Genomic DNA, 19251 nt, shown 5'->3' on the forward strand with positions numbered 1-19251 from the left:
GGCGCGAAGACCGTCCTTCGCGGGCGGCACCGGTCCGTACCAACGGTGCCCACCCCGAGGAGCGGACACCGTTGGTGTCGACGTCCGTCAGTCGGCACTCAGGCCCGAGGTTCCGTATGCCGTGCCGGCAGCGGTGCCGGTGGAGGTGAGCCCTCCTTGGGCACCGACCCGGAAGGAAGACACCGAACCGTCACCCAGACGCACCGACAAGGTCCGTCCGTCCGACGACACCGCGGCGTCCGTGGGACCGGCGCCAGTCGTCGCAGCAACGGCCGCTGCCAGCGACAGCGAGCCGTCGTGGGAGATGCGGTAGGCCGAGATGGAGGTGCTGGCCGCGTTCACGACGAACGCCCAGTCGCCCGCGACGACCAACCAGCAGGCCGCCTTCTGCGTGTCGGCCAGGGCGCCGGTGATGGGCCGCAGAGGCCGGACCCGGTACGAGGATGCGGATCCGGTCGCCGCCTCCGACACGATGAGGTGTCCGCGTCGGTCGAAGTCGAAGCCGTAGGGCGTCGTACCCGCCGAGGCGTGTGGCCTCGCGTCCCCGGCGTAGCCGCCGACGACTCGGAACGTCTCGATCCGGTTGGCGGCCTTCTCGGTCACGATGAGTGAGTGCCCATCGGGGGTGAAGGAGATCTGCGCGGCGTCGGTGGTGCCGCCTGCCGGGTTGGGGGTGAGGCTCCGCGTGGAACCGGGCAGGCTGTGCAGATCTCCGTCGGCGTCGTAGCGGAAGCCTCGGATCGTGTCGTCGCCCTGGTTCAGCACGTAGCCGACCCCATCCCGCACCGTGACACTCACCGGGAAGTCGCCGCCGGAGCTGATCCGGTCTCGCAGGACAAGACCGCGGCGGGTCGAGACCAGGGCCGACACCGAACCGTCGCCGGCGTTGACCACGAACAAGATCCGGCCGTCCCGGGCGACGCCCCCCTGAGAGTGCAGCGATGCGCCGGCGCCGAGACCTCCGGTAGCGACTGTTCCAGCTGCGCGGAGCGAACCGTCCTGCGTGCGGTCGAAGACGGCGACGGCGTTCCCTGCCGCTGCGTTCGTGGCCTCGTACACGTGGCCGACGACCGCGTCGCCCGCCCTGGCTTCATGGGCGGAGGCGCCGCCCGCAGTCGCGGCGAGCATCAGTGCAGCCGCCGTGGCTGCAGCTGCAGCGAGGACTGATGTGCGTGTGGTGTTCATGAGGCTCTCCCGTTGAGTTGGTGGATGCGATGACTTCGAAACCACCCCTCAGGTGCCCGTGCTTCCCGGTTTCGGGGTCCGTAAGGAGGACGAAAGAATTGCGTTGTCCGACAACAGGTCTGCAGTCACGAATGTCGCCACGCACCCACGCTCAGAGCTCGCCCAGCACCTCAGCGAGTTCGAGCAGTGATGTCACCTCCACCTCGGGGCGCGCGAAGCAGGTCGGGTAGGTGGCACCCGTCCGGTTGATGAACGCCGTCCTCAGGCCGGCGTGGTGCGCGCCGTGGATGTCCCAGGGATGGACGGCGACCAACATCGCCTCATCGGCAGCCACCCCGCAGACGTCCAACGCGTACTGGTACGCGGCCCCGGCCGGCTTCCACAGGGGCGCCGCCTGCACGGACAGGAGTCGCTCGAACGTGGTCGTGAGGCCGTTGCGGTGGAGGAGACCCTCCGCCACGCCGGTCGAGCCGTTGCTCAGGGTCACGAGTCGGATCTCCAAGGCTGCCAACGCCGGGATCCCGGTCAGGACATCGGGGTGAACAGGCAAGGTGGCGAATGCAGCCATCACCCGATCGACCGCCAGGTCGACGTCATCGAGCTGCAGCGGCCGCAGCACCGTTGCCAACGACGTGGCGGCCAGGTCGGCGAAGTCGGGGTTGACCCCGGTGACGGTCAGGGCGAACCCATCGCGCAGCAACGACGCGAACCACGTCCCGGCCAGGGCGGGCGGGGCGCCCAGATCGGCGAAGGTCTGCTGCAGCCCGCTCATGTCCGACAAGGTCTCGTTGACGTCGAAGACGACCAACCCTGGCCGAGGCCTGATCTCTGTGCCCATCGATGACTCCTTGCGCGATTTCGTCTCCACTGGTGCGATGTCAGCCTGTCGCACCAGCGTCCTCATGTGCTGGACCTTCGCCCGGAACCGAAGGCGGCCGACACCTTCGTGAGGGACCGAACCCACCTGACGGGAACACCATGAGCCACCCAGCGGATTCCCGGGGTGTGCCCGAACCCCGACCGGACGTTGACGCGCAGGCGTCGGCCCGCGCGTTCCGTGAGCATGTCGAACCACAGCTCGAGGTGCTCCTGCGCGTGGCTCAGTCGCTGACGGGCAACGCTGCCGACGCCGAGGACCTGACCCAGGAGACCCTGATCCGCGCCTACAACGCGGTCGGCCGCTTCGACGGACGTCATCCCCGGGCGTGGCTGCTGACCATCCTTCGACACACTCACCTGAACATGCACCGTCGCCAACGGCCCGAGACCGTGGCGGACTGGGAGTCGCTGCGCAGGACGCGACCGGCCTTCGGAGCAAGCGCGCCGCACAGCGCCGAGGAGGAGGTCATCGGCCTGGAGCTGCATGACCACCTGGAACGCGCTCTGGCCGAGCTGGACCCGCGCTTCCGTGCGGTCCTGTGGCTGGTCGACGTCGACGACCTCAGCTACGCCGAAGCAGCCGCGGCGCTCGGCGTGCCTGTCGGCACCGTGATGTCCCGGCTCAGCCGTGCCCGAGAACGCGTCCGCCACCACCTCGGCCCGAACATCCTCACCGCAAGGAGGCTTCCATGATCCGCTCGCTGCGTGCCGTGGTCACCTGCCACTGGAGCGCGCGACGCATCCAGCGGTACCTCGATGCCGATCCAGCGGCACTGCTGACGCCCGGCGAGGTGTCCCGGCTCGAGTCGCATCTGGCGACCTGCGAGACCTGCGCCCAGGTGGCGAACGAGCACCGGACCCTGCACCGGGCCCTGTCGCGCTGGCCGGGACGACCGGCGCCCGACCCCGTTGCCGTGGCGCGCCTGCGCGGCTTCGTCGATCAGCTCGTGGGCGAGGAACAGTGATGAGTCCCTGACAGCAGCGCGGTCGGCGCCGCTGGGCTGTCCCTTGACGGACGAGATCGATCCGTACCGGCCGAGGCGTTCACGCGCGGAGCGGGTCCCGGGCGAACCGTGCCAGCCCCTCCATCGGCCCCACCCGGGCGGTGAATCCGAGCTCGTCGGCTGCGCGCGCCGGTGAGGCGACGACGTGTCGCACGTCGCCCAGCCGGTACTCCCCCGAGACGACCGGGCTGAGTGAGGCCGCCGAGCCGGCGGTGACCATCCGGGCCACGTCGAGAATGGTCACCGGCTCACCGGAGCACACGTTGTAGGCCGCGTGGCTGCCGTGGTCGCGCCCGCCAACGGCCTCCACCGCGGCCACGTTGGCGCGGGCGACGTCCTCGACGTGGACGAAGTCGCGCACCTGACCGCCGTCCTCGAAGACGACCGGAGCCCGCCCGGCCTCCATGGCCGACCGGAAGATGGCGGCCACGCCCGAGTACGGCGTGTTCCTGGGCATCCCCGGGCCGTACACGTTGTGGTAGCGCAGCGAGATGGCCGAGCCGGGAGCCTGGCGTGCCCACGCGGTCGCGTAGTGCTCCTGGGCGACCTTGCTCGCGGCGTAGCTGCTGCGCGGGTCGAGGAGGGCGTCCTCGGTCACCGTCTCCCAGTCCAGCACCCTGCCGCAGCGCGGGCACGCGTTGTCGAACCGGCCCGCGTCCAGGTCCTCCACGGTGCGGGGTGCCGGCGTCTGGTGACCGTGGTCCGGACACCGGTAGCGGCCTTCGCCGTAGACGACCATCGACGACGCCTGCACGAACCTTGGCACCCCGGCCCTGGCCATGGCGGCAAGGAGGGAGGCGGTACCGAGGTCGTTGTGTGCGGCATACAGGGGAAGGTCGGCGACCGTCACGCCGGCGCCGACCATCGCGGCAAGGTGGCACACCACGTCGACGCCGCGCAGGAGCCCGACCCAGTCGTCGGCGGCGCGGACGTCGAGGACGTGCACACCCTCCGGTGCCGTTGCTGGACGGACATGGGCCTGCGGCACCATCGCATCCACGGCCACGACGTCGTGTCCTGCGGCGCGCAGGGCCGTTGCTGTCGCCGTGCCGATGAACCCCGCCGCGCCGGTCACCAGCACGGTCATCGAAGCCTGCGTCACCACGGCGTCACCAGCAGCGACTGGACCAGCAGCCCCAGCGCGGCCTGGCCCACGAGGGCCCACCGCCGTGCCCGTACGGGGACCATGACCGTGGCCAGCAGCAGCCACGGGACGAACGGGAGCCAGATGCGCTCCACCTCGGCCTTGCTCATCAGCGACAGGTCCGCGACCACGATCGCAAGGACGGCACCGACCACGAGTGTCAGCACCGGGTCACCGTCGGGTCGGTGGGCAGTGGCCCGCAGTCGTCTGGCCGACGCGGCGAGGGCGCCGAACAGGACCGGCCCGGCGCACACGGCGAGCAGGGCCAGGTTGGCCCAGACCCAGTACCAGGCGGGCCGGGCGGAGGCGAGGCCGTCCCAGTACCGTTGGTGCAGAACCGGATACGCCCGCCAGTAAGCGAACCCGGACCAGGCAGAGGCACCCAGGACGACGCCTGCCCCGACGGCAACCACGGCCGCCAGCGCAACCACGTCACGGTGCCAACCTCGGGCGGCGACCAGTGCCGCGAGGACCAGCACCACCACGAGGGGCAGTCCGTAGGACAGCATGGCGCAGCCACCGAGGCCGAGTCCTGTGGCGACCGCCAACGCCGAGGACCTCACGCGGGTGGGCGCGGTACCGGACAATGCAGCCACGGCAACGGTCCAGGCCGCGACGGCGGCGAACACCGCATCCGCCGAGACGGCCTGCCAGACGGCGAACGGACCCAGCACCAGGAAGGGCAGCACTCCCCTGGCCCGCGCGTCGTGGCCGAGGGCCCGGCAGGTCACGGCGACCGCGACCGGGACGGTCCCCGCGACGGCGACCACGACCAGGCCGGCGGCCAGCCCGGAGCCGAGTCCCAGGTGGACGAGGGCGACGAAGAAGAGCAGTGCGCCCGGTGGGTGACCGGCCACGTGCACCGGCCAGTTGTCGTTGGCAGTCAACGGGATCCGACCGATGAACGAGCGAAGCAGCTCGCCGGTGTCACCGACGCCTCGAGCGCTGACCAGGTACTCGGTGTCGTGGTCCAGGACTGTGCCGATCCCGTCCACACCGTCCACGAGAGCGAGGGACACCATCCAGGCGACCGACAGTGCCCACACCGCCAGCAGGAGCCTGCCCCAGCCCAACCGCGCCATGACCGTCCACGGGTGCGGGGTCGCGGCCCACCCGAGCAACCCCAGCGCCGGGAGGGTGCCCACGCCGACCCGTGGGGACCACGCGGCCTGCAACGGCGCTGCCGCGCCGGCGTGCACGTTCACCCCTGGCAGGTGCGCCACCACGACCGCGGCGGTGATGAGCGAGATCGCCACCAGGACACCCCGCAGCAGTGCCCGCCCGTTCCGGGACCCGCCGTCCGCGCGCGGTTCGTGGTCCGTCGCTGTCGCCGTCGCTGTCGCCGTCGCCGTCGGCGTCGCCGAATGGGCGGTTGCGTGCGTGGGAGCCGTGGCTGCACGTGGTGTGGTCACGTCGCTGACCCTCGCACGCCCCGGGCACCGGTGACGGGCCACGGGCTCACTGGTCAGACTTCCGTAATGTTTGGCCCCGCAACGCGATCGGTGGCCGCCATAGCGTCGTCGCATGGTCCTGGACTGCGAACTCATCCTCCCGTGCCGCAACGAGGCGCGAGCCCTGCCGGCCCTGCTCGCCAGGGTTCCCGCGGGCATGTCCGTCCTGGTCGTCGACAACGGCTCGACCGACGGAACCGCCGACGTCGCCCGCGGGCTGGGGGCGCGGGTGGTGGTCGAGCACCGTCCCGGGTACGGCGCAGCGGTCCAGGCCGGAGTGGCCGCGGCCCGAGCGAGGTACGTCGCCGTGATGGACGGCGACGGTTCGCTGGACCCGGCGGAGCTGCTCCCCCTGCTCGAGGACGTCGCCGGAGGCCGGGCCACGATGGCCGTCGGGCGACGCCGCCCCGTCACCAGAGCCACCATGGACTGGCACGCGAAGGTCTTCAACGTGGTGGCGGCGTGGTGGATCGGCAGACGCACCGGGTTGCGGCTCCATGACGTCCCCTCCGTTCGGGTGACGCGCCGCGCAGACCTGCTCGCGCTCGGGGTCCGGGACCTGCGCTTCGGGTACCCGGTGGAGGTCCTGGTGAGGGCACACCGAGCAGGATGGTCCGTCGTCGAGCACGACATGACGTACCGGCCGCGGGCCGAGGGCACGACCTCCAAGGTGTCCGGCTCTTTGCTCGGCTCGGCCAGGGCTGCGCACGACCTCGTCAAGGCCCTCCCGTGAACGGCGCGACGATCCTCGTGGTGGCCAAGGCCCCGGTCGCGGGTGAGGTGAAGACCCGCCTCGCAGCCACCGTGGGAGCACACCACGCCGCACGCCTGGCGCAGGCGGCCCTGCTGGACACGCTGGCCGTGTGCGAGTCCGTCTTTCCGCAGGGACGTCGCGTGCTCGCGCTGGCCGGGAGCCTCCACCGTGCCGTCGACCCCGCCCAGCTGCTCCAGGCGCTGACCGGTTGGCACGTGGTCGGCCAGGACGGTCCGACGTTCGCGCACCGGCTCGCCACCGCGCACCGGGACGTCCACGCCACCCACGGCGGCCCGGTCGTCCAGCTCGGGATGGACACGCCCCACGTCACCGCCGGGCACCTCGAGGACGTCATCGCGGCCACCCGTGACGGTCGCCCCGTCCTGGGGCGTGCGCCGGACGGAGGCTGGTGGGTGCTGGCCACCACCTCGCCCGGGGACGTGGCCGGGCTGCACCTGGTGCCGATGTCCCACCCGGACACGTGGGTGCGCACCCGGGCCGCCGTGGAGGGCGCTGCCGGGACCGTCCTGCACACCGCCGAGCTCGGAGACGTCGACACCGCCTCGGACGCCCACGCAGTCGCCGCAGCAGCACCGCACACCAGGTTCGCCCACGCGTGGCGGCAGCTGGACACCACCCCGGAGAGCAGGACCGCATGAGCACCGTCACCAGCCCGGCAGGCATCACCGCGGGGGCTGCTCGCGTCGGCCCGTTCACGGACGCGGAGGCGGGGGGCCGTCCCGGTCATGCCTCACCTGCGCGGGTGTTCGCCACGGCCCTCGCCCTGGGGACGCTCACGGCGGTGATCGAGGGGCACACCACCCATCGGGACCTCCCCGTCCGGAGCTGGACGGGCAAGGCCTCCCGCAGCGACAGGTTCCTGCTCGACCACTGCCACGGCTCCACCATCGACCTGGGGTGCGGTCCCGGTCGCCTGGCGGCCGAGCTCCGCACCCGGGGCCACGACGTCCTCGGCGTCGACACCTCCCGAACAGCGCTGGTCGAAGCCAGACGACGTGGCGTGCCCGTCGAGTGCGGCAGCCTGTTCGACCCCCTGCCGGGTGAGGGAACGTGGGAGACCGTCCTGCTCGCGGACGGCAACATCGGCATCGGCGGCGACCCCACCGCCCTCCTCGCCCGCGCCAGGCACCTCATCCACGACCACGGTCGTGTGGTCGTCGACCTCGCGAAGGCGGGCACCGGCCTGCGCGTCCACCAGCTGCACCTGCGCGCCGGCGGCCTCGCGTCCACGTCGTTCCCGTGGGCGGAGCTCGGCCCCGACGCCTTGCCGCAGGCTGCCTCCGCGGCCGGCCTCGTCGTCGCTGCCGTCACCCAACGACACGGACGCACGGTCGGCGTCCTGGCCCCGTCCACCGGCGTGAAGTCGTGAGCGGCACCCGTTTCACCGACTCCCTCACGAGCCTCCTCGACCGAGCCCCCACGCCGGAGGACTTCACCAGCCCTGCCCGCAGCCCGCAGCTCACGGCGCGGGTCGGGACCTGGCTCGGCGTCTGCTTCCTGGTGGCCTTCCTCACCGGTGTCTGGAGCCACCTCGCACAGCTGCCGAACCCGCTGGTCCCCCTGCCGACCCGACCCATCTGGCTGTACCGGGTCACCCAGGGCGTGCACGTCGCGGCGGGGACCGCGGCCGTGCCGTTGCTGCTGGTCAAGCTGTGGTCGGTGTTCCCCCAGCTGTTCCGGCGCCCACCGACGCCGACCCGAGCCAGGCTGCTCGACGCCGTCGAACGGTTGTCCATCCTGGTGCTGGTCTCCAGCGCGTCGTTCCAGCTCGTCACCGGTCTGGCGAACTCCGCCCAGTGGTACCCGTGGTCGTTCTCGTTCCGGTCCACGCACTTCGCCCTCGGCTGGGTAGCCATGGGCTCCCTGCTCGTCCACGTCGCGGTGAAGCTGCCCGTCATTCGCAGCGCCTGGCTGGGGCCAGAGGTGGCACCCGTGCCGGGTGCTGTGTCCCGACGCACCATCCTGCGGGCCACCTGGGCGGCGGCCGGCGTCGCCGTGGTGACCAGCGCCGCCTCCGGGGTTCCGGGCGTCAGGCGCCTGTCGGCCCTCGCCCCACGCTCCGGCACAGGGCCCGGCAACGTGCCCGTCAACAAGTCCGCCGCCGCCGCGGGCGTCACGACCGCCGCGGCCGACCCCGGGTTCACCCTCGCCGTCAGCCGGGGCGGTGTCCACCGACAGCTGACCCGAGCAGACCTGGAGTCCATGCCGCAGACCACAGCCACCCTGCCCATCGCCTGCGTCGAAGGGTGGAGCGCCACCGGCACGTGGACCGGGGTGCGCATCACCGAGCTCATGGCCCTGGTCGACGCGCCCACCGGCTCGGCGGTCCTCGTCGAGTCCCTCCAACGCGGCGGTGCGTCGAGTCGGAGCCGAATGCCGGGCAACGTGGCCGCCGATCCGCAAGCCATCCTCGCCCTGACCCTCGACGGCGAACGACTGTCCCTCGACCACGGGTACCCGTGCCGGATCATCGCTCCCAACCGCCCCGGCGCGCTGCAGACGAAGTGGGTCAACCGGATCGAGGTGCAGGCATGACCGGCACCCTGCGCGGCACACGCACCGTCATCGGCGCGGTGGGGCTCGTGCTCGGCCTGTATGGCGTCGTGCGCCTCCTCGGCCTCGGCTGGGGCAACCTCCTGGCGACCGTCCCCTGGCTGGCCGGTGTCGTGGTCGTCCACGACGGGCTCCTCGCCCCCGTGGTCGTCCTCGTCGGGGTCGCGGCGGCGCGCGTCCTGCCGACCTGGGGCCGTCGTGCCGCACTGCTGGTCCTGGTCGTCCTCGGCCCACTGACGCTGCTGGCGGTGCCGGTGCTGGGCCGGTTCGGCGCGAAGGCCGACAACCCCACCCTCCTCGACCGTCCGTATGCCGCAGGATGGGCCGCGGTCGTCGCCGTAGTCTTGGTCGCAGCGGCAGCTGTGGCCGTCCACGACCGACGCGAAGGAGCACCCCGTGGCTGAGGTCCTCGTCGTCGACGACGACCTCACCGTCCGCGAGGTCGTCGTGTCCTACCTGCGGGCCGGTGGACACCGCGTACAGGAAGCCGGTGACGGCGAGGGTGCGCTGCGAGCCATGCGCGGCCGCGGTGCCGACCTGGTCGTCCTCGACCTGATGCTCCCCGGCGTCGACGGGCTCGAGGTGTGCCGCCGGCTGCGCGAGAGCAGCGACGTCCCGATCATCATGCTCACCGCCCTCGGCGCCGAGACCGACCGCCTCGTCGGTCTACGGCTCGGTGCCGACGACTACGTCACGAAACCGTTCAGTCCCCGCGAGCTCGCCCTGCGCGTCGACTCCGTCCTGCGTCGCGTCGGGCAACGACACCCCAAGGGCGCGACCGTGACCGACGGCGACCTCGTGGTCGAGCCGTCCGGGCACACGGCGACGCTGGCCGGTGCCGTCCTCCCGCTGACGGTGCGCGAGTTCGACCTGCTGCACTTCCTGGTCGCCAACCCCCGACAGGTCTGGTCCCGCGACGCGCTGCTGCGCGAGGTGTGGGGCTGGTCGTTCGGTGACCAGTCCACCGTCACCGTCCACGTCCGCCGCCTGCGCGAGAAGGTCGAGACCGACCCACGTCGCCCGGCCCGGCTGCTCACCGTGTGGGGCGTCGGCTACCGGTGGGAACCGCAGTGACCGGCGACCAGGTCACCGTGGTCCTCATCGCCGCCGGCTGGTCCCTGGGCGTCGGTGTCGTCGGTGCCCTCATCGGGTGGCGCATCCGACGCGCGCCCATCCGCTGGTCCGCCGGGCTCATCGCCGTCGTCGCCGTCGGCGGTGTCGTCGCCGGTGTCGTCGGAACTGCACGGGCGATGTTCCTCTCGAGCCACGACCTGGGCGTCATCGTCCTCGTCTGCGGTGTCTCCGGTGTGGTGTCGGCAGCGTTCGCGCTCCTGCTGGCCCGCACCCTGGCCCTGTCCGCGCGAAGACTCCGAGGCATGGCCGCTGCTGTCGGTGCGGGGCAGGACGTGGACGCGCCCGCCGGAGACCCGTCAGAGATGCGCGAGGTCGCGGACGAGCTGGCACGCAGCAGTGAACGGTTGCGTACCTCCCAGGCGCGCGAACGCCAGCTCGAGCAGTCCCGCCGCGAGCTCGTCGCCTGGGTGTCCCACGACCTGCGGACCCCGTTGGCTGGGTTGCGTGCCATGGCCGAGGCGCTCGACGACGGCGTGGCCAGCGACCCGCGGCGCTACCACCGGCAGATGCTGACGGAGACGAACCGGATGGCCGGCATGGTCGACGATCTGTTCGAGCTGTCCCGCATCCACGCCGGCGCGCTCAACCTGACCCTGGAACCCATGGTCCTGCGGGACGTCGTCAGCGAGTCCATCGCCGGCGCCACCCCGGTGGCCACCACCCGCGGTGTCGAGCTCGGCGGGAACGTCGTGCCCGACGTCGAGGTCCGCGCCGACGCCACGGCGCTGTCCCGGGTGGTGGGGAACCTCGTCATGAACGCCATCCGCCACACCCCGACCGACGGGGTCGTCCTCGTCGAGGGCCGCACGGCCGGGGACACCGTCGAGCTCACCGTGAGCGACGGCTGTGGCGGCATCGACCCCGACGACCTCGAGTCGGTGTTCGAGGTGGGCTGGCGCGGCACCCGCGCCCGGACACCGGGTCCGGACACCGGCGCCGGCCTCGGCCTGGCCATCGTGCGAGGGCTCGTCGAGGCACACCAGGGAACCGTGACCGTCAGCAACCACGGCAACGGCTGCCGCTTCGTCGTCCGCCTGCCCGCCTAGTCAGAAGTACGTTCCTGTGGCCGGGAGTCGATCGGAGAACGACGTGGACCTCACCCAGACCCGCACCAGCCTGCACGCGGTGGCCGAGCTCCTCCTCGCGGGCCCCCAGTACGACGCCTGCGGCGACATCCGCCTGCGCGTCGTCCCCGGCGGCATCGCGACCGTGGCCCGGCCCGACCTGCGGCTGCTTGGCTCCGAGCTGGTCGGACCGGGCGGGCGGCACCCGTTGACCGGGACCTATGCCGCGGCGGCCGCAGTCCTTGGGGTGACGCCCCGCGGGCTGGGCGACGTCTACAGCGACACCGTCGACGTCGCCCCGGAGGACTCGATCGTGACCGACTCCGACCACGTCGGCGTGCTGCTCGACGCGTTCGCCCGGGGCGACGCGGCACTGCGCACGTTCGCGGCGTCCGAGGAGCCGGTGCTCTGGCCCGAGCACTTCGACATCGGCATCTCGCTCGGCGAGGTCAACTACGGGGTCTCCCCCGGCGATGCGGTCATCCCCGAGCCCTACGCCTACGTCGGTCCGTGGCGGCGGCGACAGGGCGACTTCTGGAACCAGTCGTTCGGGGCGGCCAGGCTGATGGCAGAGCTGGACGACGTGGCGGCCTTCTTCGCCGAGGGCGCAGAGCGAGCCGTCACCGATTCCTGAGGGCGCTGGGAAGGCGCACGGCTCACGGACGGAACCGCCCCCTGGGTGCTCTGTCAGCCGCGGCCGGCGCCACCGCCGTTGCGACCGTGCGTGGCCGGGTGGCGCTCATCGACGTCGTCGGCTGCGACCTCACCCACGTGACGCTTGGCGTATGCCGCGTCCTCGGCTCCCGCTTCGACGTGCGTCGGGTCGAGCACGCGCTGCAGGAAGACCTTGGTCCGCTCCTCGGTGGGCTCTCCGATGACCTGCTCGGGCGCGCCCTCCTCGACGATGACGCCACCGTCCATGAAGATCACGCGATCGGCGACATCGCGGGCGAAGGCCATCTCGTGGGTCACGACGAACATCGTCATTCCCTCGCTGGCGAGCCGGCGCATGACTGAGAGGACGTCACCCACCAGTTCGGGGTCCAGGGCGGATGTCGGCTCATCGAAGAGCATCAGCTTGGGGTCCATCGACAGCGCTCGGGCGATGGCGACGCGCTGCTGCTGACCACCCGAGAGCTGCGCGGGGAAGGCGTCCTCCTTCTCGGAGAGGCCGACCTTCTCGAGGTTCTCGCGGGCCTTGGCCTGGGCCTCGTCCTTGCTCCGCTTGAGCACCGTGGTCTGGGCGACCGTGCAGTTCTCGAGGACCGACAGGTGCGGGAAGAGGTTGAACTGCTGGAAGACCATGCCCATGTTGCGACGGATGGCGTCGATGTCGCAGTCGGGGTCGTTGACCTCCTCCCCTCCCACCTTGATCGAGCCGCTCGTGGGGCTCTCGAGGAGGTTGATGCAGCGCAGGAAGGTCGACTTGCCGGAACCTGAGGGACCGATGACACAGACGACCTCGCCCTGGCGGATGGTGGCACTCAGCCCGCGCAGGACGTCGTTGGCGCCGAACGACTTGTGGAGGTCGGTGACCTCGACGATCGGGGCGGCCGGGGTGGGTGCGGTCACGGCTCAGCGCTCCTTCTTCTGTCGGGCTTCCATGCGGCGCACGATGATGGAGAGCGGGAGGGTGATGATCAGGTAGCAGAAGCCGGCCACCACGAGAGGTGTCAGGCTGGCGTTGTCGCTGGAGAGCTGGCGTCCGTACTTGGTCAGCTCGTAGCCCGAGGCCGACAGCCCCAGGACGTAGACGAGCGAGGAGTCCTTGACGAGGAGGATGAGCTCATTCGTCAACGGCGGAGTGATGACCCGGAAGGCCTGCGGCAGGACGATCTTCCGCGTGGCGACGCCGGACGGCATACCGAGCGAACGAGCAGCTTCGATCTGTCCGGGCGGTACGGCCTGGATTCCCGCTCGGATCGTCTCGGCCATGTAGGCGGAGGCGACGAGGCCGAGGGCGACCCACACCGTTCCGTAGGGGTCGTACGGGATGACGAACCCCTCGAAGGCCAGCGACATGAGGCCGAACGCGATGAAGACGATGATCGCCGGAAGGCCTCGGAAGAACTCGATCCAGATGGTCGCGATCCACCGGTAGGGGGCGACCGACGACAGTCGCATGAGGGCCAGCACCGTGCCCAGCAGGAGGCCGATGACGAAGGCGCCGGCTGTGTAGACGATGGTGTTCTTGAGCGCACCCCCGACGCCCTCGGTCAGGGTGGTCCTGATCAGGTCGCTGCGGAAGAACTGCTGCTGGATCTGGCCCCAGTCCGCGACGAACGCGATGACCAGCGCCACGCCGACGAGAACTGCGTACTGCACCCACCGGATCCGCTGGGCGCGCCTGCGCGGGGACAGCTTCTTCTTCGGTGGCGCTTCGGTGTGGGTGGCGCTCATCAGCTCTCCTGCCGACCTGCGGGGTCATGGGCCGCAACGCCGAGGGGCGACGGCCGGTCGAAACCGTACTGCCGCCCCCCACGCTGCGCGAGGTCACTTCGGTGCGTCGACTCCGAACCACTTCTTGTAGATCGTGTTGTAGCTGCCGTCGGCGACTGCAGCCTTGAGTACCTCGTTGGTCAGCTCGGTGAGCTTCTGACCGTTGGCGTCCTTCTTGAACATCAGGCCGTACTGCTCGCCGGTGTCGAACTCCTTGACGACCGCGGTCGTCGGGTTGTCCTTCACGTAGTCCAGGAGGGGCCCGTTGTCGTTGATCGCGGCGTCCACCCGACCTGCGAGCACGGCCGCGAGCTGGGTCGGCAGGTCATCGAAGACCACCGGCGTGAAGCCGTTGGCCCCCTTTTCCTTCTCGGCGAACTCCTGGCCCGTGGTGTCGGTCTGGACGCCGATCTTCTTGCCCTTGAGGCTGGCGAGGTCGGTGACACCCGAGTCCTTCTTGGTGATGAGTGCCGCCGTCGAGTCGAAGTACGGGTCCGAGAAGCTGATGGCCTGCTTGCGCTTGTCGTTGATCGTCGTCGCCCCGTAGCCGGCGTCGCACTTCTTGGCCGCGAAGGCAGCACCCGACGTGATCGTCGCGAACTCGATGTCGACGACCTCCTGCTCGACCCCGAGCTTCTTGGCGACGAGGTCCATGAGGTCCACGTCGAAGCCGACGACCTCGGAGCCTTCCTTGAACTCGAACGGCTTGTAGGACAGGTGGGTGCAGGCCTTGAGCTTGCCCCCCGTGATCAGCGCCACGCCAGCGGAGTTCGTGGCGGCGGGGGCGGCATCGTCACCGGAACCGCACGCGGCAAGGGCCAACGTGGACGTGAGCGCGACGACAGCGAGGGCGCTGGCGCGGCGTGTGCGTGAGGTGGTCACCGGAGTACTCCTAGGCGGTAGTGAACGTGGTCGACCCACGTCTGACTGCCGCCGACAGTACCCAGCGCTGGGCGGCATACACCGCCTTGACTTCAGGCAACCCCGAATCGTGACCTGCTGCGCGGGGACCGCGGCTCAGGGCCGCTCCGAGGCCCTGACGTGCGGGTACTCCTCGTCGCGGGACTGGAAGGCGAGGATCGCGGGGTTGCCGATCACGCCGTCACGGATCTCGACGGCGCGTTTGATGGTCTCGTCCGAGTCCCACGCGGCGGACCCCGCCAGCACCGTCGCCACGTGGGGAAGCAGTGCCTCGCTGATCTCCCAGGTCGCGGAGTCCCAGAGGTAGGACGGGCTGTGGTCGACCCCGTAGTAGCGGACGTGCTCACCCACGGTGAACATCGGGTCCTCGAACGTCGTCGGTCTGGCCCAGCTGAAACCCATGCCCTCGTCGCACGAGACATCGATGACCAGCGTGCCGGGCGCCAGCGTCGGCAGGTCCGCGTCGTGGAGGAACACCATCGGCGCGTTCGGGTCCTGCAGCACGCAGTTGACGATGATGTCGTGCTCGGCCAGGTAGGTCGCCAACGGCACCGGGCCGTTCTCCGTGTAGGCGACGCTGCCGCTCCCGCCCTCGGGCCGGTCGAAGTTGACGATGTTCGCCGAGTGGATGGGCGACGCGATCTCGGCGACCTCCCGCAGGCTGAGGACGTCCACCTGGTTGAGGCCCAGGGCGCTGAGGGCGGTCACTGCGCCACGGGCCGTGGCACCGAAGCCGATGACGGCGGCACTCAGTCGACGTCCGTAGTCACCTGTCGATCCCACCAGCGAGAGCGCGTGCAGCACCGACGCGTAGCCGGCGAGCTCGTTGTTCTTGTGCAGCACGTGCAGGTTGAAGGCACCATCGGGGCGCCAGTGGTTCATCGCCTCGAACGCGATGAGCGTCAGCCGCTTGTCGATCGCCAGCTGGGTGATCTCGGCGTCCTGGACGCAGTGCGGCCACCCCCAGAGGACCTGGCCCTCCCGCAGCTCCGCGACGTCGGCCGCGAGGGGCTTGGGCAGCATGATGACGTCGCACTCGTCCACGAGCTGCTGGCGGGAGAGGATCCCGCCGACGAACGGGCGCAGCTGCTCGTCCGAGATCCCGAAGTTCTCGCCGTACCCCTGCTCGAGGAAGACCTGCCCCCGCAGTGCCGGGTCGAGGCGTTCCAGGTGCCGCGGGTGGATGGGAAGTCGGCGTTCGTTCTCCTTGCGTGAGCGGGAGACGATTCCAAGGCTGAGCTGCTGCACGGATACCCCTTCGAGTGGGTCCACTGTCTAACACACTCGACACGTCGTCCCTGAGGTCGTCGTCGGTTCCTCCGTGATCGGAGCCGACGAGCGAGGTCCGCGTCGGCCCTGACTCTGACCGGAGCCGACCTGCTCGTATGCGCTCTGGATTACATGCAATCTGCAGCGGATGAAGGGATATGACAACTTCGGCAGGCGAGGAATCGCCTGTGGTCGATCCGTTCGCCCGTTTGCCCGGTGCGCGTGTAGGCGAGCACGAAGTCAGCCCTCGACCAGCTGGCAGTCCGAGGTCCGCGCGGCCGCCCTCATCCATCCCCTGTGGAGGTCGTCGGACGGTCGTGCACGCTTCGATGGGCCATGTCGAAGGTCGACAGGACTTCGACGAGGAAGTCGCTGGCCGCCGCCGTGATCGAAGGTATCTCCTGCTCCTGCGCCCCGGCGAGGACTTCGGCCAACACTCGGTGATGGACTCCGACAAGGTTCAGGAGGCTCACCCTGTCGTCGATCGCGTTGCGCCCCAGCTGGTAGCCGAGCGCCAGCGCTGCTTCACTCCGCTGTGGGAGGTAGCGCAGGAATGCGGCCCGGTAGTCACGCAGCAGGTCCTCCAGCCTGGTCACGAAGCACCCACAGCCCGAAGCCGGGCGAGGTAGGCGAGGCCTTCCTCCAGGTCCAGGGCGGTCGGCACCTGCCCCATGTCCATGCCCAGGCGCACCATCGCGAAAGCCACCTCGGGCTGGATGCCCACGATCACGGTGGTCGCACCCCGCAACCGGGCGATGTCGGCGATGGAGCGCAGGGTTCGGGACCCGAAGCTGTCGATCACGTCGAGGGCGGCGACGTCGATGATGATCCCGCGCGCCCGGACCTCGCCGATCTGCCTCACGAGGTCGTTCTGGAACCGGATCATCTCGGAGTCGTCGAGGGCAGTGTGAACCGACGCCACAAGGGTGTCGCCTTGTCGCAGGATGGAGACGAGCGCCGGTCCTGAGTTCACGAGCCTTCACTCACCTCCTTGCGGGTGACGGAGTAGCCAAGCAGGCGCTCTGCCTCCTCGAGACCCCCTTGGAGGTCGCCGATGGTGTTCATCTTGCTCAGGTCGACACCGATGGTGACCAAGGTCTGGGCGATGGTTGGCGACAGGCCGGTGATGATGACGCTTGCCCCCATCAGTCGCGACGCGTCCACGGTCTGCACGAGGTGGTTGGCGACCGTCTCATCGACGTCCGGAGCGCCGGTGATGTCGATGACGACCACCTTGGCGCGATGGGTGCGTATGCCGCTCAGCAGCTGCTCGGTGAGCTGCTTGGCACGCTCGCTGTCCAGGACACCGATGATCGGGAGGATGAGAAGCCTCTCGCGCACGGGCAGCACAGGCGTGGACAACTCACGGATGGCATCCTGCTGCTGGCGGATGACCCGCTCGCGCTCGTCCACGAAGCTGACGGCGACGGTGTTCGCGATGCGGTTCGCGGCGGGCTCGTAGGCATCGAGGATCTGGTTGAGCAGCCCGAAGTCTCGTTGGTACTTCTCGAACAGCGAGCGTGCGAGGACGTCGCGCAGAAGGAGGACGATGCCGACGACCTCATGGGTTTCCACGCCTCTGGGGATGATGCGTTCCGAGAGGTCACGGGCGTAGTGCTGCAGCGCCTCGACGCTCCCGGTCTCGAGCACCTCGACATAGTTGTCGTACACCGAGGTGGTCTCGGCGACCATCTCCTGTGGGGTCATCGCCTCGAGCAGGTGGGCGTCACGGATCCGGGAAGCCCACTCGTCGCGCAGCTTGGCCCGGTGCTCCCTCAGGTGGGCCACCAGCTGCGGCAGGAGATGGTTCCCCGACAACGAGGAGCCTGGTTCCGTGTCCATCGCGGTTTCGTCGGTGTTCATGCGGATCCCTTCGGGTCGAACCACTTGGTCATGCTGACAGTCGTTCCGTGACCTGCCTCCGAGACGAGGTTGAACTCGTCCATGAGTCGTCGGGCGCCGGGAAGGCCCAACCCGAGCCCGCTGTAGGTGCTGTAGCCGTCCTGGAGCGCGGCCTCGACGTCCGCGATGCCCGGTCCCATGTCCCTGGCGACCACCCGGATCCCGCGGCGTGGCCGCTCCAGGAGCTCGATCGTCACGTCGCCGTTGTCGGCGAACCGGACGATGTTGCGGGCGACCTCGGAGACAGCGGTGGCAAGCATGGTGAGGTCGGTGCCGGTGAAGCCGGCCTGGGCGGCCAGGTCTCGTGCCGCTCGCCGGGCGGACACGATGTCAGGGTCGGCTCCGATGGTCACGTGGAGAACATCGTCCCGGACCGGTCCACGGTCCAGCAGCGGTTCGCTGAGCCGGGCGCACACGTCGCACTCCAGCAGGTGCCGGGCAGCGTCCACCTCACGCTGGCGACGCCGGTCAGCACTCGACAGAGCCAGGAGGACAGGCCTGCACCTGTCGGTGGGTGGCTCGATGTGGTCGAGCGCCAAGAGGTACTCGACGCGGAGCCGCGCGCGTGTTCTCTTGAGCTGGGCGGCAACAGCCCCGGCCGTGCTCCCCGCTTCGTCGGCCAGCATCTGCGTGGCGGCGCCGCTGACCTCGTGGGCGAGCAGCACCTGTCTCTCGCGGTCGGTGAGCCTGCGCAGGGCCTCGTTGATGGCGAGCTGCTCCTCCGAGGCGACCAGCACGTTCTCGACGTCATCCGGCTGGGTGGGATCGAAGACCCTGTGTCGATTGCGCACCTCACGGTCGTCCCTGCGCCACATCGTCGCCATGACGTTGCGGACGGTCGCGATCGCGTATGGCTCGATCATGCCGGGTTCGATCCGGTCCTCGGCGGCCAGGACCCGCACAAGAGTTTCCTGCACGAGATCCTCAGCCGACGGATGCTGTCCGACGCGAGCCGCGACGATGCGGCGCAGCATCGGGATCAGAGCGGCGACGTCCTCCGCCCCTCCCGGCTCTGGAGGCTGGTCCGCCGTCCTGGCCGTCGTCACGAGGCCGACCCTACGCCGGAGGACGGCGCTCCACCTCTCTGACGTGCGGCTTTGTCGGAGCGCGAGGCAGTAGCCAGCAAGGTAGGCCTCCTGCAGGCAACGCAGCCCTGACCCGTTTCAGGAACTGCCGGGATCGCCTTCGGCGTCATCGCTCTCGGCGCCCGGGGACCGGGTGTCGGGCCCCCCGACGGGAGCCATCCCCGCCAGCAGCGTGCTCTCCGCGAGCGGGTCGACATACCCGGGCGGTAGCGGCGGGTCTCGGGGAAGGGGGACTGGGAAACCGTCCACCGAGCCACGTACGGCTGGGTCTTCATGCACATCCCGATGGTCACCGTGGGGGCAGGACACTGGCGACCTCCCCCCGACGTAGGTGTTCCGGGGCGTCGGGTTGGGTTGACGCGGTGGTTGCGGTCACCGCCGTCGCGCCATGGGGCCAGGGTCGCTGTGGAGCGTCCAGAGCTCCACCTTGTGCAGCAGGTGCATGA

22 protein-coding genes are annotated in these 19251 nt (G+C 70.2%); 10 read left to right on the forward strand and 12 right to left on the reverse strand.

Annotated features, from left to right (window positions below; all coding sequences use genetic code 11):
• Window positions 1-87 precede the first annotated feature (87 nt).
• Both ASC58_RS09910 and ASC58_RS09915 read right to left on the reverse strand, forming a co-directional pair.
• The gene (locus ASC58_RS09910) at window positions 88-1185 is read right to left on the reverse strand and encodes a beta-propeller fold lactonase family protein (RefSeq protein WP_056919134.1); all 1098 of its coding nucleotides are present in this window, start codon (window positions 1183-1185) and stop codon (window positions 88-90) included.
• 151 nt (window positions 1186-1336) lie between these two features.
• On the reverse strand, window positions 1337-2023 hold the full coding sequence (locus ASC58_RS09915) for a haloacid dehalogenase type II (RefSeq protein WP_056919135.1): 687 nt from the start codon (window positions 2021-2023) through the stop codon (window positions 1337-1339).
• A gap of 140 nt (window positions 2024-2163) precedes the next feature.
• Between ASC58_RS09915 and ASC58_RS09920 the strand changes: the two genes are divergently transcribed.
• Together ASC58_RS09920 and ASC58_RS09925 are read left to right on the forward strand one after the other, a co-directional pair.
• On the forward strand, window positions 2164-2757 hold the full coding sequence (locus tag ASC58_RS09920) for an RNA polymerase sigma factor (RefSeq protein WP_056919136.1): 594 nt from the start codon (window positions 2164-2166) through the stop codon (window positions 2755-2757).
• On the forward strand, window positions 2754-3029 hold the full coding sequence (locus tag ASC58_RS09925) for a zf-HC2 domain-containing protein (protein WP_056919137.1): 276 nt from the start codon (window positions 2754-2756) through the stop codon (window positions 3027-3029). Before ASC58_RS09920 ends, ASC58_RS09925 begins: the two co-directional genes overlap by 4 nt.
• A gap of 79 nt (window positions 3030-3108) precedes the next feature.
• On the opposite strand, the gene ASC58_RS09930 is transcribed toward ASC58_RS09925, so the two are convergent.
• A complete protein-coding gene (locus tag ASC58_RS09930) occupies window positions 3109-4155 on the reverse strand; it encodes an NAD-dependent epimerase/dehydratase family protein (RefSeq protein ID WP_056919282.1) in 1047 nt (348 codons plus the stop codon).
• Between the two features lie 11 nt (window positions 4156-4166).
• Window positions 4167-5624, reverse strand: a complete 1458-nt coding sequence (locus tag ASC58_RS09935) for a hypothetical protein (RefSeq protein WP_157598421.1) — start codon at window positions 5622-5624, stop codon at window positions 4167-4169.
• 112 nt (window positions 5625-5736) lie between these two features.
• On the opposite strand from ASC58_RS09935, the gene ASC58_RS09940 reads away from it, so the two are divergent.
• From ASC58_RS09940 to ASC58_RS09975, 8 genes are read left to right on the forward strand one after another with little or no spacing between them, the layout of a single operon-like run.
• Window positions 5737-6396, forward strand: coding sequence for a glycosyltransferase family 2 protein (locus ASC58_RS09940; protein ID WP_056919138.1), 660 nt, complete (start codon window positions 5737-5739; stop codon window positions 6394-6396).
• A complete protein-coding gene (locus ASC58_RS09945; protein WP_056919139.1) occupies window positions 6393-7076 on the forward strand; it encodes a DUF2064 domain-containing protein in 684 nt (227 codons plus the stop codon). Before ASC58_RS09940 ends, ASC58_RS09945 begins: the two co-directional genes overlap by 4 nt.
• Complete coding sequence (locus ASC58_RS09950) at window positions 7073-7807, forward strand: class I SAM-dependent methyltransferase (RefSeq protein WP_056919140.1); 735 nt, start codon at window positions 7073-7075, stop codon at window positions 7805-7807. Before ASC58_RS09945 ends, ASC58_RS09950 begins: the two co-directional genes overlap by 4 nt.
• The gene (locus ASC58_RS09955) at window positions 7804-8973 is read left to right on the forward strand and encodes a molybdopterin-dependent oxidoreductase (RefSeq protein WP_056919141.1); all 1170 of its coding nucleotides are present in this window, start codon (window positions 7804-7806) and stop codon (window positions 8971-8973) included. The genes ASC58_RS09950 and ASC58_RS09955 overlap by 4 nt, the downstream gene beginning before the upstream one ends.
• A complete protein-coding gene (locus ASC58_RS20965; protein WP_056919142.1) occupies window positions 8970-9395 on the forward strand; it encodes a hypothetical protein in 426 nt (141 codons plus the stop codon). Before ASC58_RS09955 ends, ASC58_RS20965 begins: the two co-directional genes overlap by 4 nt.
• The gene (locus tag ASC58_RS09965; protein ID WP_056919143.1) at window positions 9388-10065 is read left to right on the forward strand and encodes a response regulator transcription factor; all 678 of its coding nucleotides are present in this window, start codon (window positions 9388-9390) and stop codon (window positions 10063-10065) included. Before ASC58_RS20965 ends, ASC58_RS09965 begins: the two co-directional genes overlap by 8 nt.
• Window positions 10062-11171 (forward strand): sensor histidine kinase KdpD, encoded by a 1110-nt coding sequence (locus tag ASC58_RS09970; protein WP_056919144.1) that lies wholly within the window; start codon window positions 10062-10064, stop codon window positions 11169-11171. Before ASC58_RS09965 ends, ASC58_RS09970 begins: the two co-directional genes overlap by 4 nt.
• Window positions 11172-11214: 43 nt before the next feature.
• Window positions 11215-11823, forward strand: coding sequence for a hypothetical protein (locus ASC58_RS09975; protein ID WP_056919145.1), 609 nt, complete (start codon window positions 11215-11217; stop codon window positions 11821-11823).
• 53 nt (window positions 11824-11876) lie between these two features.
• Here the strand turns inward: ASC58_RS09975 and ASC58_RS09980 are convergent, their stop codons facing one another.
• From ASC58_RS09980 to ASC58_RS20550, 8 genes are all read right to left on the reverse strand, one after another.
• A complete protein-coding gene (locus ASC58_RS09980) occupies window positions 11877-12761 on the reverse strand; it encodes an amino acid ABC transporter ATP-binding protein (protein ID WP_056914636.1) in 885 nt (294 codons plus the stop codon).
• A gap of 3 nt (window positions 12762-12764) precedes the next feature.
• Window positions 12765-13589 carry an amino acid ABC transporter permease gene (locus ASC58_RS09985; protein WP_082553133.1) on the reverse strand — a complete coding sequence of 275 codons (825 nt, stop codon included), beginning with the start codon at window positions 13587-13589 and terminating at the stop codon, window positions 12765-12767.
• Window positions 13590-13682: 93 nt separating this feature from the next.
• Window positions 13683-14510, reverse strand: a complete 828-nt coding sequence (locus ASC58_RS09990; protein WP_056919146.1) for an ABC transporter substrate-binding protein — start codon at window positions 14508-14510, stop codon at window positions 13683-13685.
• A 135-nt stretch (window positions 14511-14645) separates the two neighbouring features.
• Window positions 14646-15797: a N(5)-(carboxyethyl)ornithine synthase gene (locus ASC58_RS09995; protein ID WP_056919147.1), complete on the reverse strand. Its 1152-nt coding sequence runs from the start codon at window positions 15795-15797 to the stop codon at window positions 14646-14648.
• Window positions 15798-16102: 305 nt separating this feature from the next.
• A complete protein-coding gene (locus tag ASC58_RS10000) occupies window positions 16103-16414 on the reverse strand; it encodes a phosphatase RsbU N-terminal domain-containing protein (RefSeq protein ID WP_056919148.1) in 312 nt (103 codons plus the stop codon).
• A complete protein-coding gene (locus ASC58_RS10005) occupies window positions 16411-16791 on the reverse strand; it encodes an STAS domain-containing protein (protein WP_056919149.1) in 381 nt (126 codons plus the stop codon). Before ASC58_RS10005 ends, ASC58_RS10000 begins: the two co-directional genes overlap by 4 nt.
• Complete coding sequence (locus tag ASC58_RS10010) at window positions 16788-17681, reverse strand: STAS domain-containing protein (RefSeq protein WP_056919150.1); 894 nt, start codon at window positions 17679-17681, stop codon at window positions 16788-16790. Before ASC58_RS10010 ends, ASC58_RS10005 begins: the two co-directional genes overlap by 4 nt.
• Window positions 17678-18766: a sigma-70 family RNA polymerase sigma factor gene (locus tag ASC58_RS20550; RefSeq protein WP_235529167.1), complete on the reverse strand. Its 1089-nt coding sequence runs from the start codon at window positions 18764-18766 to the stop codon at window positions 17678-17680. The genes ASC58_RS10010 and ASC58_RS20550 overlap by 4 nt, the downstream gene beginning before the upstream one ends.
• Between the last annotated feature and the right edge of the window lie 485 nt (window positions 18767-19251).

The organism is Phycicoccus sp. Root101, from assembly GCF_001426245.1.
In the GTDB taxonomy this organism is placed as follows: Bacteria; Actinomycetota; Actinomycetes; order Actinomycetales; family Dermatophilaceae; genus Pedococcus.

Excerpts from the sequence above, each read along its gene's own strand:
- ASC58_RS09985 (WP_082553133.1), bottom strand. The coding sequence starts at position 13,589 with ATGAGCGCCACCCACACCGAAGCGCCACCGAAGAAGAAGCTGTCCCCG.
- ASC58_RS09920 (WP_056919136.1), top strand. The coding sequence starts at position 2,164 with ATGAGCCACCCAGCGGATTCCCGGGGTGTGCCCGAACCCCGACCGGAC.
- ASC58_RS09940 (WP_056919138.1), top strand. The coding sequence starts at position 5,737 with ATGGTCCTGGACTGCGAACTCATCCTCCCGTGCCGCAACGAGGCGCGA.
- ASC58_RS09925 (WP_056919137.1), top strand. The coding sequence starts at position 2,754 with ATGATCCGCTCGCTGCGTGCCGTGGTCACCTGCCACTGGAGCGCGCGA.
- ASC58_RS10010 (WP_056919150.1), bottom strand. The coding sequence starts at position 17,681 with ATGAACACCGACGAAACCGCGATGGACACGGAACCAGGCTCCTCGTTG.
- ASC58_RS20965 (WP_056919142.1), top strand. The coding sequence starts at position 8,970 with ATGACCGGCACCCTGCGCGGCACACGCACCGTCATCGGCGCGGTGGGG.
- ASC58_RS09950 (WP_056919140.1), top strand. The coding sequence starts at position 7,073 with ATGAGCACCGTCACCAGCCCGGCAGGCATCACCGCGGGGGCTGCTCGC.
- ASC58_RS09910 (WP_056919134.1), bottom strand. The coding sequence starts at position 1,185 with ATGAACACCACACGCACATCAGTCCTCGCTGCAGCTGCAGCCACGGCG.
- ASC58_RS09915 (WP_056919135.1), bottom strand. The coding sequence starts at position 2,023 with ATGGGCACAGAGATCAGGCCTCGGCCAGGGTTGGTCGTCTTCGACGTC.
- ASC58_RS09930 (WP_056919282.1), bottom strand. The coding sequence starts at position 4,155 with ATGACCGTGCTGGTGACCGGCGCGGCGGGGTTCATCGGCACGGCGACA.